12 protein-coding genes and 1 tRNA gene are annotated in these 12198 nt (G+C 59.6%); 5 read left to right on the forward strand and 8 right to left on the reverse strand.

What is annotated here, in order from left to right; translation table 11 throughout:
- Positions 1–2 precede the first annotated feature (2 nt).
- On the forward strand, positions 3–89 hold the full coding sequence (locus GDJ93_RS08770; protein WP_226812388.1) for an IS3 family transposase: 87 nt from the start codon (positions 3–5) through the stop codon (positions 87–89).
- 454 nt (positions 90–543) lie between these two features.
- On the opposite strand, the gene GDJ93_RS08775 is transcribed toward GDJ93_RS08770, so the two are convergent.
- Positions 544–618 (reverse strand) — tRNA-Thr (locus GDJ93_RS08775).
- 223 nt (positions 619–841) lie between these two features.
- Between GDJ93_RS08775 and GDJ93_RS08780 the strand changes: the two genes are divergently transcribed.
- Positions 842–2182, forward strand: coding sequence for a DNA-binding protein (locus tag GDJ93_RS08780; protein WP_152068517.1), 1341 nt, complete (start codon positions 842–844; stop codon positions 2180–2182).
- Positions 2183–2209: 27 nt separating this feature from the next.
- Here GDJ93_RS08780 and GDJ93_RS08785 read toward each other — a convergent pair whose 3' ends face one another.
- The 6 genes from GDJ93_RS08785 to disA all read right to left on the reverse strand — a co-directional run bounded on the left by GDJ93_RS08785 (position 2210) and on the right by disA (position 7671).
- Entirely contained in the window at positions 2210–2887 is a 678-nt protein-coding gene (locus tag GDJ93_RS08785) for an NYN domain-containing protein (protein ID WP_006234978.1), read from the reverse strand.
- Positions 2888–2890: 3 nt separating this feature from the next.
- Positions 2891–3805 (reverse strand): 23S rRNA (guanosine(2251)-2'-O)-methyltransferase RlmB, encoded by a 915-nt coding sequence (gene rlmB, locus GDJ93_RS08790; protein ID WP_152068518.1) that lies wholly within the window; start codon positions 3803–3805, stop codon positions 2891–2893.
- Positions 3806–3948: 143 nt separating this feature from the next.
- Positions 3949–5415, reverse strand: a complete 1467-nt coding sequence (cysS, locus tag GDJ93_RS08795; RefSeq protein ID WP_152068519.1) for a cysteine--tRNA ligase — start codon at positions 5413–5415, stop codon at positions 3949–3951.
- Between the two features lie 3 nt (positions 5416–5418).
- Positions 5419–5913 (reverse strand): 2-C-methyl-D-erythritol 2,4-cyclodiphosphate synthase, encoded by a 495-nt coding sequence (ispF, locus tag GDJ93_RS08800; protein WP_152068520.1) that lies wholly within the window; start codon positions 5911–5913, stop codon positions 5419–5421.
- Positions 5903–6631: a 2-C-methyl-D-erythritol 4-phosphate cytidylyltransferase gene (ispD, locus tag GDJ93_RS08805; protein ID WP_035137545.1), complete on the reverse strand. Its 729-nt coding sequence runs from the start codon at positions 6629–6631 to the stop codon at positions 5903–5905. Before ispD ends, ispF begins: the two co-directional genes overlap by 11 nt.
- Positions 6631–7671 (reverse strand): DNA integrity scanning diadenylate cyclase DisA, encoded by a 1041-nt coding sequence (gene disA / locus GDJ93_RS08810; protein ID WP_369796797.1) that lies wholly within the window; start codon positions 7669–7671, stop codon positions 6631–6633. Before disA ends, ispD begins: the two co-directional genes overlap by 1 nt.
- Positions 7672–8046: 375 nt before the next feature.
- Between disA and GDJ93_RS08815 the strand changes: the two genes are divergently transcribed.
- From GDJ93_RS08815 to GDJ93_RS08825, 3 genes are all read left to right on the forward strand, one after another.
- Positions 8047–8625: a manganese efflux pump MntP gene (locus tag GDJ93_RS08815; RefSeq protein ID WP_152068521.1), complete on the forward strand. Its 579-nt coding sequence runs from the start codon at positions 8047–8049 to the stop codon at positions 8623–8625.
- Between the two features lie 123 nt (positions 8626–8748).
- Positions 8749–9219, forward strand: coding sequence for a helix-turn-helix domain-containing protein (locus GDJ93_RS08820; RefSeq protein ID WP_193221513.1), 471 nt, complete (start codon positions 8749–8751; stop codon positions 9217–9219).
- A gap of 3 nt (positions 9220–9222) precedes the next feature.
- A complete protein-coding gene (locus GDJ93_RS08825; RefSeq protein WP_152068523.1) occupies positions 9223–10527 on the forward strand; it encodes a type II toxin-antitoxin system HipA family toxin in 1305 nt (434 codons plus the stop codon).
- A gap of 126 nt (positions 10528–10653) precedes the next feature.
- Here GDJ93_RS08825 and GDJ93_RS08830 read toward each other — a convergent pair whose 3' ends face one another.
- Positions 10654–12111: an aminoacyl-histidine dipeptidase gene (locus GDJ93_RS08830; protein ID WP_152068524.1), complete on the reverse strand. Its 1458-nt coding sequence runs from the start codon at positions 12109–12111 to the stop codon at positions 10654–10656.
- Between the last annotated feature and the right edge of the window lie 87 nt (positions 12112–12198).

The raw sequence follows: 12198 nt of genomic DNA on the forward strand, positions 1-12198 counted from the left end.
TCGTGGTCCATTGGAACACGAGGAGGCGCCAGGTTAAACTGAAGGGACTGACCCCGGAGGAGTTCCGGAGACAGTCCCTTGCGGCGTAGTTCTTATTTAAGCCGTCCAAGTTTTGGGGTGCAGTTCACAATGAAATCGGGGTCGTCGTTTCTAAAGCCTTCGATAGACAATCGGTGTTTACCTTAGCTCCCTATCCAAGTTAATTATCCACGCTCGTTCTCCGGTCGGAAGATTTTCTTCGCTCGCGTGTCCAGAAATCCACGCTCGAGCAGAACATCCAGGTCCGCACCCGCCCTTGTCTCGATCTGTAACAGCAAGAGGCCTATTCCGCTTCTACATGTTACAGATCAAGATATTCCTAAAACACCCTAAGTTTCATCTCAATCTGTAACAGTTAGATGCCAAATATCGGTCTTGGTGTTACAGATTTAGACAAACTGGAGGACGAGACAAACCAAAAACGGGATGGGCGCTAACCTGATGGCGCGCCACCTAAATAGAAACGGGCTCTGTCCCATATAGAGACAGAGCCCGAAACTCTCATGGAGCCAGTGACAGGAATCGAACCTGCAACCCACTGATTACAAATCAGTTGCGCTACCGTTGCGCCACACTGGCACACTTGGCGCTTTTGCGCGAAGCTAGTTAAGAATAGAGGAATTGCGGACGGGGTGCAACAGGCCGCACGGCGTTATACAAATATGCAAAATCCAGCAACGACACGTACCAGGCCCGTTCATTTCTGTCAGTTCGCCCTCAATCTTAAAACCCTTCGCAAGAACGAATAGTTTTTATTACAATTGGCTATATAAAACTATTCGTTCTGGCGAAGGGTTTCGCGATGTTGACCACGAAGGAAGCTGCAGAGTTACTCGACATCACCCCGCGCAGGGTGCAAGAGCTCATAAAAAACGGAGCACTTGAGGCACGCAAGGCTTCTGGTGTATGGCTCATCGATAAAGACAGCGTCAATGCACGACTCCGTTCCGTGACCAAAACGGGGGGACGGCCTCGTCGTGGGTACGGGAAAAGCGAGATTGCATTTACCCTCATGAACCGCACGCACGAAGTGGCCCAGCTGGTCTACAGCAGATCACGGAAAGACTTCACCCACATCGGCGCCGACGTCGATCGTGCCCACGCCCCTATTGGGGTTTTTGCTCCCAGCAAACCTGTATCGCTCGACTCCTTCCGCATCTGGTGGCGCGGCCGCGGTATCCCGCTCGCACGCATTGGGCTAGCCTCCCTGCTTGCAGAAGCCGCAGTCGATGTTCCCGATGAACTCGTGCAACGAAATCTTGGCCTCTCCTTATCCGACCAGTATTGGATTAGGCCCGAAGATTCCGGTCTCGCGTGGGAAGATATCAATTTCTTCAATAATGCTTTTGATGACGTCTCTCTCAGCATCGCACCCTTCGCCCCAGAGGGCAAAGCAGCCGCCGCAAAGCCCGACAACACCTCGGACGGCAATCTTCAAAAGTACTGGACGTGCGAGGGCAATCGCCGAATTCTGCATAAGGCAGGAGCGCACCTGAACCAGGAACCTTATAACGAGCTGGTGGCGACCGCGCTCCACCGTCGCATCCTAAACGCCTGCGATTATGTACCTTACTCGCTCGAGGGCACGGGCACTTCCGCCCTGAGCACATGCGATGTCTTCTTAACTGATGAAGAGGAATATGTCCCTGCGTTCTATGTAAACCAGCACGCAAACGCAGATGAACGGCTAACCGACTACGAGCGATATGTAGCAAACTGCGAGGAGCTCGGGGTGACAGGCGTCAAGGATGCCCTTGACCGCATGATCGTATGCGATGACATCATTGCCAACTACGATCGTCATTGGCGCAACTTCGGCCTCGTGCGAAACGTCAACTCACTGGTCTGCAGACCAGCCCCCATCTTCGATTCGGGCTCATCACTCTGGTGCAACATATCACTAGAGGAGCTTAGAGCGGGAGAGCACAGTTTTACCAGCGCACAATTTCATTCAAGCCCCGCCAAACAAATGCTGCTCGTCGAGGACATGGGTTGGTTTGACGGCGACAAACTCGAAGGCTTCGTTGGCGAGGCAATCGAGATTCTGTCCAGAAACGACGCGCTCACGGCAAGGCTGCCATATCTAAAAGAGGCGCTTACATGGCGCCTCCGTAGAATGATCGACATCGCTGAATGGAGTTAGCGAGACAGCGCCACGCCGCCAACTCCCCTACCTCCCGCGCAGAGCCTTGAGCTTGGCCAGGGCATCGGGGCTCAGGCGACTGCCCAGAGTCATCTTGATCTGCGGAGCTTCCTCTGCCTCGTGAACGTCGTTATCGATCTGCTTGATCTCGTCCACCAGCATGCGGCTCGAGATGCGCGTAACACCCTTGCCCATGACGACGGCCTGGATTGTGCCGTCACTCGATACCACGGAGCACGCGCGGCCCTCCTCACGTGCCTCGATGCAGAGCTTCTGTACCACGGTATCGGCAGAAACGCCCGTCGGCGAAAACTCGATGCGCACGCCGCGGGCCGGCAGGTTGGGGCGCTCGCTGGAGATATTGCCCGCACCGTCAAACACGATCACGGCCTCGTAGCGGCCCTGGGCAAACGCCGCCACGTCGTTGATGAGGGCGGTGCGCGCCATATCGTGAACGTCGCTGGAATACGGATCGTCGGAATGGTCGTATACGAGCTTTTCGTAGCGTGGCGTGCAGTGGATCACATTGTAGCCGTCGACCACCAGCAGCTCGGGCTTATTGGAGTGCACCGTCGAGACCGGATCGGCTATGGCCTGCGCAAACGCATTGCCGCCCACACCATAGGTCGCGGCCGAAACAATCGGCTTGGCCGAGCCTTCGCCAAAGCGCTTGGCCTTGGACTTGGCGCGGTTCTTCTTGGACATGCGCTACTCCTCCCCCATGAGCTCGCCGGCGTTGCGACGCAGCCACTCAAAGCACAGCGCCGTGGTCGCCTGGGCAACGTTGAGGCTCTCGGTCATGCCGCGCTGGGGAAGCTTGGTCAAAAAGTCGCATTTCTCGAGCACCAGGCGCGAGATGCCGTCGCCCTCGGAGCCCATGACGAGCGCCACGCGACCCTCGAAGGGAGCATTCCAGCAACTGCCTTCGGCGTACTCGGAGGCACCACCCACCCAAAAGCCAGCGGCCTTGAGGTCATCGAGCGCACGGGCGATATTGGGAACCTGTGCGATGGGCAGATGCATGACGGCGCCGGCAGAAGTCTTGTAGCTGCCGACGGTCACACCGGCGGCACGCTTGTTGGCAATGATGACGCCCGCCGCGCCCACGACCTCGGCGGAGCGCACGATGGCACCAAAGTTGCCGTCGTCAGTCACATGGTCGAGCACCACGACAAGTGCCGGGCCCTCGCCTGCGCGGTCGAGAATATCGACGACATCGGCATAGGGGAAGTTGCCAACCTCGAGCGCGATGCCCTGGTGAGCGCCATGGCTCGACAGTGCGTCGAGCTGCGCGCGCTGCACATACTTAATGCGGACGCCCGCGGCGTTGAGGTCGTCGACCAGGCGCGACAAGGCTGCATCGAGCTCCCCGCCCTCGGCAATGAGCGCGCACTTGATGGGAAAACCGGTGCGTAGCGCCTCGGCGGCAGCACGACGGCCTTCGATAAACTCGCCCTTGGGAGCCTGGACAGTGTCGCGGTTGCGATCGTGCTGCGGACGTGCGGCCTGGGTGCGATCGCGCCGGCCCTTGGGAGCGGTAGCGCGGTCATTGCGGCGAATCGGACGCGAGCCAGAAGCAGCCTGCTTGCCACCACGAGGTGCACGCTTGCGATTGTCGGCCATAAGACGGCCTCCTTAAATAGATAACGAACAAGAATCGACCGTCCGAGCCGCGGCACCTTGCCTTTCAATCGTCGGGCATGACCACCAGGTCTATGCCCTCCTCTTTCAAGGCAATCTGCCGCACCTCAAACGGTCGACAAATACTAGAGACTCTTAATACGAGTGCCCGCAGCAGTATCCTCGATCGTCAGCCCGAGGTCCTTGAGCTGGTCGCGGATGGCATCTGCCAGATCCCAGTTCTTGGCGGCACGGGCCTCGGCGCGGGCCTCGAGAATCTTGGCAGCTGCCTCGTCCACATCGTCACCCGTGTAGGCAACCAGACCGGCGGCAACGCCCAGCAGACCCAGCGGCAGCTCGACCTTGGGCTCGGGAAGCTCGACGCCAAACGTATCGAGCAGCTCGGTCAGCGTATCGGCGGCAGCCAAGACTGCGGCCTTGTCGGCAGCATCGCCCGCCTGCTCCAAATATTGATTGCACTCGGTGACAAAGCCAAAGACGGCACCCATGGCACCGGCGGTGTTAAAGTCGTCGTCCATGCACTCCTTAAAGGTGGCACGGGTCTCGGCGGCCTTGGCGGCAAACGCCTCGGATGCTACCTCATCGGCGTCGGCCGTCGCATGGTTCGCGGCCCAGCGCAGGTTCTCGACCGTACCGGCGATACGCGTGAGCGAGTTCTCGGCACCCTCCAGGCGCTCCCAAGAGAAGTCGAGCGGCGAGCGATAGCTCGTCTGCAGCATCAACAGGCGCAGAGCCGCGGCAGAGTGCTGCTCGAGCACCTCGGCCAGCGTAAAGAAGTTACCAAGCGACTTGGACATCTTCTCGCCGTCGACCAGCAGCATGCCCGTGTGCATCCAGGTGTTGGAGAAGCCCTGGTGCCAGGCGCAGGTGGCCTGGGCGCACTCGTTCTCGTGATGCGGGAAGGCAAGGTCGGAGCCGCCGCCATGAATGTCGATCGGGGTGCCCAGATAGCGGTGCACCATGGCGGCGCACTCGGTGTGCCAACCGGGGCGGCCCTCACCCCAGGGGCTCGGCCAGCTGGGCTCGCCGGGCTTGGCGGCCTTCCACAGAGCAAAGTCGAGCGGGTCGTTCTTATCCTCGTTTTCCTCGATGCGCGCGCCAACCATAAGGTCGTCGATGTTGCGGCCCGAGACCTGACCATAGTTGGGATCGCTGCGCACGGCAAAGTACACATCGCCGTTATCGGCTGCGTAAGCGTGGCCCTGCTCGATAAGCGTCTTGATCATGGCGATCATGGGGCCGATCTCTTTGGTGGCGCGGGGGCGCACATCGGGATCGAGCACGTTGGCGGCGCGCATGACGCCGATGAACTTGTCGGAGAACTCCGTCGCGACCTCGGCGGCCGTACGGCCCTGCTCGTTGGCGCGCTTGATGATCTTGTCGTCGACATCGGTGAGGTTCTGGGCGAACGTGACCTCGTAGCCGCTCGCGATGAGCCAGCGGCGAATCACGTCAAAGCTGATGAACGTGCGAGCGTTGCCGATGTGAATGTTGTCGTAGACCGTGGGGCCGCACACGTACATGCGAACCTTGCCGGACTCGATGGGCTGGAACTCTTCCTTTTTATGGGTAGCGCTGTTGTAGATACGCATTCGTTACTCCTTAGCGGTTTTCTGTAGCAGGCAGACGGCCCAAGCGCCGACCCCCTCGCCTTGGCCTTCCCAGCCGAGCTTTTCGGTCGTAGTGGCGGCGACGCCCACGTTTTCGACGTCAACGCCCAGGGCATGGGCAAGGTTGGCGCGCATGGCATCGCGGTGCGGGGTGATCTTGGGTTGCTGACAGGCAATGGTGCAATCGGCATCGACAAACTCGAAGCCCAGCTCACGCGCATAGTCCATCACGCGAGCGAGCAGCACCATCGAATCGGCACCCTCGTAGGCGGGGTCGGTATCGGGGAACAGCTTGCCGATGTCTCCCCCACGGCAGGCGCCCAGAATGGCGTCGGCCAACGCGTGCGCGAGCACATCGGCATCCGAGTGGCCCAGCAAGCCGCGCTCGTAGGGAATGTCGACACCGCCGATAATACATCGACGCCCCTCCACCAGACGGTGAACGTCGTAGCCGTGTCCAATGCGCAGGTTACTGAACATGGGGAAGGTCCTCTCCCTCGGCCATGCGGCCGAGCAGAATCGCGGTTACGGGACGCAGGTCCTCGGGCACCGTCACCTTAAGGTTATCGCGCGGGCTCTGGACGCAGCGGACGCGCCCACCCATGCGCTCGACCAGCGATGAATCGTCGGTGCCGATAAAGCCCTCGGCAATGGCTGCAGCGTGGGCGCGCTTCATAGCATCGACGCTAAAGATCTGCGGCGTCTGCGCAGCCCAGTAGAGCTCACGCGGCGGCGTCTCGACGATGTTGTCGCCATCGACGATCTTGAGCGTGTCGATCGCGGGCTGACCACACACGACACCGTCGAGAGCACGGTCGCTCACGAGCACGTCGATCGCATGATCGATGGCCTCGGTCGTAATGAGCGGACGAGCGCCATCGTGAATGGCGACGTATTCAAAGCCCGCCGGAACCGCATGCACGCCGGCACGGGTGGAATCCTGACGGGTATCGCCGGCATCGGCAAAGCTGATGGGCGTGTCATAGTCAAACGGGTCGATGGCTAGGCGGCGCATCTCGGCACGGCGCTCGGCAGGACACACCACCACAATGTGGCCGACCTTGTCGCTACGATCGAACGCGCGGATGGACCAGCTCATAAGCGGACGGCCCGCTACATTGACGAGCTGCTTGCCACCGGGATTACCAAAGCGCTGGCCGCTGCCACCGGCAACGACCACGGCGCATACGGGCGCCATTATGCGTTCCCCTGTTTGGTGCCCTTCATGCGGTACAGGGAGTCCGCAAGAATGGCAGGGTTGTTAACGCCAAAGTCGCCCAGGCGCTCCGGATCCTCGCTGATGTCGTCCATGAGCTCCTGCAGCGAGCCGTACTCGTCGACGATCTTCTCGGCCACGCCGTCGCGCACGACGGACACGCGCGAAAGCGTGCGCAGGCCCAGCGGTGTCATGACGGAGTCCTCGTCCAGGTCGTCATAGCCCAGAACTGCCGCCACGTGCTGCGGGTCGGACAGGTCCTTAGGCGTCATGCGGCTCAGCTCGGCGCGGATCTTCTCGGCGTTTGCCTCGGAGGAATCGCTTGCGTAGTCGCGGATCATCAAGTCGTATTCGGTATCCATACTGGAGCCCGCGAGCTGCTCGAGCTGCATCTGCACGAGCTTGCCCTGGTTACCCAGCTTGACGATGCAATCCTTAAGCTCGGTCTTTGCCTGTTGCATGATCTCGAAACTCGAGAAGATGCCGGTGATGTCGGCGAGCGTAACGTAGTCGTCGAGCTCAAGGGCCGTCAGGCGCAGCAAGGAGCGATCGAGCGACTGACGGGTGGTCTGAAGCGTGGCGACGAGCTGGTTGACCGAGCTCATGATGGTGGTGACGGGCTGGATCTCGTAGCTCTTGCCGTGAACGTACACGTTAACGACGGCGCGACGGGCCGAGACCGAGATCACGATGGCATCGGTGAGCACCGACATGCGAGCGGCAGTACGGTGACGCATGCCCGTCTCACTCGTGGCAAGCGAGGGATCGGGATTGAGGTGGAAGTTGGCGCGCAGGATCTGGGTGAGGTCGCCATCGATAACGATGGCGCCGTCCATCTTGGAAAGCTCGAACAGGCGGTTCGAGGTAAACGAAATGTTGAGCGGGAAGCCGTCGTTACCGGCAGCGAGCACGTTTTCGGTGTCGCCGACGCAGATAAGGGCGCCCAGGTGACCGGCGATGATCATGTCGAGGGCGGTGCGGATCGGCTGACCAGGTGCCGTCAGGCGGATGGCCTGTTCCATACGCTTTTGCAGCTCGTTCTTATCCAAGGCATCGCTCCCATCGTATACGCTCCATAAACGCTAAATAGTTTCTCACGGTTTGTCCCTGCGGCGCTTGCGAAATCCGATGCTTACAGAATGAGCGAACACAGCTGAGAGCCCAACCCAAATCAGCTGTTCATGTGGTAGCATCGGGATTCGCATAAATGAGGGAGTAGTCGCGTGACCGGATTCGCCTCCGGTGGCGCGGTAAGTCAACACACTGGCCGATGCGGCCTGGCTTGCCTTAATGAACGAGACTCGTGGCTGTGCGCGCAACGCGTACGCCACGGGTCTTTTTTGTTGCTCCCCCGCCAGAAGTACACGCGGGTTCGCCCGCAAGGAGGGAGCCGAACTATGGGATTCGCAGAGCTTGCGCTGCTCGCCATCGGCCTTTCGATGGACGCCTTTGCCGTATCCATCTGCAAGGGCCTTGGCATGAAGAAGATCAACCTTAAGGTCGCCATGGTGCTCAGCCTGTTCTTTGGCGGCTTTCAGGCCGGCATGCCCGTAATCGGATGGGCGCTTGGCAGCCAGTTTATGGGCATCATCGGACCCATCGACCATTGGATCGCCTTCACCCTGCTCGCCTTTATCGGCGACAAAATGCTGTGGGAGGCCTTTACCGAGGACGAGGATGAAGACGACGGCAAGGATGCCGAAAAGATTGACCTGGGCGAATATCTAATCCTTGCCATCGCCACCTCGATTGACGCGCTTGCCGTGGGCATCTCGTTTGCCGCGCTCTCGGTCGATATCGTTCCCGCCGTGTCGCTTATCGGCATCACAACGTTTATCTTCTCCGTCGCCGGCGTAGCGATCGGCCACACCTTTGGCGCGCGCTACGAAAAACCCGCCACCATCGTGGGCGGCGTCGTGCTCATCCTCATCGGGCTTAAAATCCTGCTTGAGCACCTCGGGATCCTCGCGATATAAAAAACGCCTCTCATAAGCCAACGTCAATGTAGGAGTCTCATGCAGAGTTTTGCATAATGCCTATTCATGCAGACTTTTGCATGTCATACTGATATGCAAAAGTCTGCACGTTAGGAGATCGCCGTGGATACCCTTCCCATCACCACACCGCGCCAAGCTGGCATCTACGTGCGCCAGGCACGCGAGACTCAGGGTCTCACCCGTGCCGCCCTCGCCAAAAAGGCCGGTGTTTCGGAGCGCCTGCTCGCATCGCTCGAGCTAGGAGACGCCACCGGCATTCGGCTCGACAAGCTGTTGGCAGTTTTCGGTGCTCTTGGACTGGCGCTCGCCGCTCAAGGGGATATCGACGAATCGAAAAACGAGCAACAAGTCGACGCTCCGCATGCTGATTTGCAACCTCGTAGCACCCCCAGGCGCCATCACACTCAACGTTTTCACCATCGCAACCGTCGCAGTGCAGCCGTTCCAGCTCTTCCAGATACCCCCTTTACGTCCGAGCTCTACGACAGGGCCTTCGCCGATTTCGCCATGTCCAATCTCGGAGTCTCGATTGCCGCAAACGCATCTGCCCAAACCAGGCCCAAAGGGAGGTAGCCAATGGCCAGAAAAACGCTTCGGACTATTATTTGCGGCGTACCTGCGGGAACGCTCACGCAAGATGAGAACGGTCTTGTCAGCTTTGCCTACGATCGAGACTATGACGGGCCAGCCCTATCGACAAACATACCCGTATCAAATCGCATATACGGCCAACAGGTCATGAATCCGTACTTGTTTGGCCTTCTACCCGACAGCGAGGACCAACGAAAAGCGATTGCCGCCGAATTCAACGTTAGGCCCAACAATCCCGTTGCGTTGCTCAGCCATATCGGACTCGACTGTCCGGGCGGAGTGCAGTTTTGTGCCGAAGAAGATGCCGACGCCGTCCTGCATCGCGCTGGCGACTACCGCCCTATAGACGACCACGAAATTGCTCTCCGTCTCAAGTCGATCAGAGATGACCGCGATGCATCGTGGATGGGTCTAGATGAAAGTTGGTCACTTGGAGGCAACCAGGGCAAGTTCGCGCTCGCGTTCATAAACGGCCGCTGGTGCGAATGCATGGGCTCCTCGCCCACGACGCATATTTTCAAAAATGGCGTTTTCGGATTTAAACTCGAGGCTCTCAATGAGTTTGTCTGCATGAAAAGCGCCCAGCGCGCCGGTATCGCAACGGCAAACGTCGAATATCGTATGTTTGAGGACGAACCTGCCCTCATTGTTGAGCGCTATGACCGCGTGAAAGTCGAAGACGGAACGATCAGGCGCCTACATCAAGAAGACCTCTGTCAGGCACTTGGGGTGATGCCCGCCCAAAAGTACACAGCAGACGGCGGCCCGACCACCCGCGACATTCAAGAGCTCCTCGTAAATACGAGCCACCATCAACTTAACCTGTATCTGTTTACGCAGATACTGTTCTTCAACGCCATTATCGGCGCACCGGATGCGCACGCGAAAAACTATTCCCTACTCCTTGGAAACGACGGTGCAGCCATGATGGCTCGAATGTACGATGTCGCATCGGGGCTGGCATACGAGCGCATGCGCCGCCGGGCGCGTCTTGCCATGAGCGTTGGCGGCGAGAACCGTGTGGGGCGCATCGGTCCAGGCGCTATCCGCCGATACCACGGTATGGGCGACCCCGCGCTGGAGGCGGCGCTCACCGATGCCGGGCTATCCGAGAAGTTTTGCTTTGCGACCATGATGGACCTCGCCTACGAGGTACCCATTTGCATGGAAGAGGTCATGGACGAATACGCCGACCTGCCCGGCATGGCGGACCTGCGCGAGCACATGCTCGGCCCCGTCCGCGAAAACTGCCAGCGCGCCCTCGACCTCATCAAGGCGGATATGGGCTAGGTGTCCGTAATCTCCCATTTCCCAAAAGAAGAGAGGGGGCACCCGTCGCAAAAGCTCGGGTGCCCCCTCACGCAATGTCATTTGCAATCCACCAGCACGTGGCTCGGACTGCTGCTAGCGCAACCTTTACGCAGCGAGGCGCTTTAGGACGTCGATGAGCAGCTCGTAGAAGCGCTCGGCAGAAGCGAGCTCCATGCTCTCGTCCGGGGTGTGGACATCGGAGAGCGTCGGGCCCACGGCGATGGCGTCCAGGCCGTGCAGGGCCTCGGCAAACAGGCCGCACTCAAGGCCGGCGTGAATGGACTCGATGCGCAGCTCGGAGCCAAAGAGCTCGCGATAGCTCTCGACAAAGACGTCGCGGACCGGCGAATGCTCGGCATAGCTCCAGCCGGGATACTCGAACTCAAACTTGGCGTCGAATCCCAGGACATCGGCCAGCGTCTGCAGGCGGTCCTTGAACTCGTTCTGCAGCGAGGTGATCGAGGAGCGCGGGGACAGCATGATCTTGACTTGGTCGTCAGAGGTGGCAACCACGCCGATGTTGGAGGAAACCTCGACGGAGCCGTCGGTGGCGACGTTGCGGCGGATCACACCGTTGGGGGCAAGACGCAGAGCGCGAATAAGGGCAAGTGCGGACTTCTCGTCCATGGCCTCGACCTCAGTGTTGTCGGCAATCTCAACCGTGCAGGTAAAGCCGGGGTCGAAGACCTCGAGCTCGGCAGTAACGTCGGCGATGATGCCCTTTGCGATCTGGGCCGCGGCCTCGGCGGCAGCGTGGTCGGCGTAGACCAGAACAGCCTTGCACTCACGGTTGATGGCGTTGTCCTTGGTGCCGCCGTTAAAGCTAACGATGGCGGGCTCGCCGGCAACCATCAGGCGGTCGATGATGCGGGCCATGATGAGGTTGCCGTTGCCGCGCTCAAGGTTGATATCACTGCCGGAGTGGCCGCCCAACAGACCGGAAATGTCGAGCGTGAGGGTACTACCGGTCTTGTGCTCGCGCGCGATCGGGCAGGTGTAGGTAACGACGACGCCGCCGGCGCAGCTGACGGTGGCAACGCCCTCTTCCTCGGAGTCAAGGTTAATCATGGTGCGGGCGCTAATCTGGGACTTGTCGAGCGTCTCGGCGCCGACCAGGCCAGTCTCCTCGTCGGTGGTGAACACGCACTCGAGGGCGGGGTGAACAATCGAATCGTCATCGAGAACAGTGAGCATCAGAGCGACGGCGATACCGTTGTCGGCGCCCAGAGTGGTGCCGTTAGCGGTGAGGACACCGTCCTTGACGACCAAGTCGATACCGTCGGTCGTAAAGTCGTGCTCGACGGAACCCAGCTTGTCACACACCATGTCGATGTGACCCTGCAGCATTACGGTCGGGGCATTCTCGGCGCCGGCAGATGCGGGCTTGCGAATGATGACGTTGTAGACCTCGTCCTGATAAACGTCGAGACCGCGCTCCTTGGCAAATGCGACCAGGAAATCGCTGATGCCCTTCTCGTTGCCAGACCCACGGGGGATCGCGCTGACCTCCTCAAAGAAATGGAACAGCTGGGCGGGCTCGTAGCCGGTAATCTTGTAGTCCATGGTGCCTCCTTGGCGCAACTGGTTAGACAGTAAGACATGCGACTTGTATATTCCCAGACTTTGCGTGCATAAACCAGTCGAAAACGC

It is taken from the genome of Collinsella aerofaciens (assembly GCF_902501475.1).
Taxonomy (GTDB): domain Bacteria; phylum Actinomycetota; class Coriobacteriia; order Coriobacteriales; family Coriobacteriaceae; genus Collinsella; species Collinsella aerofaciens_AL.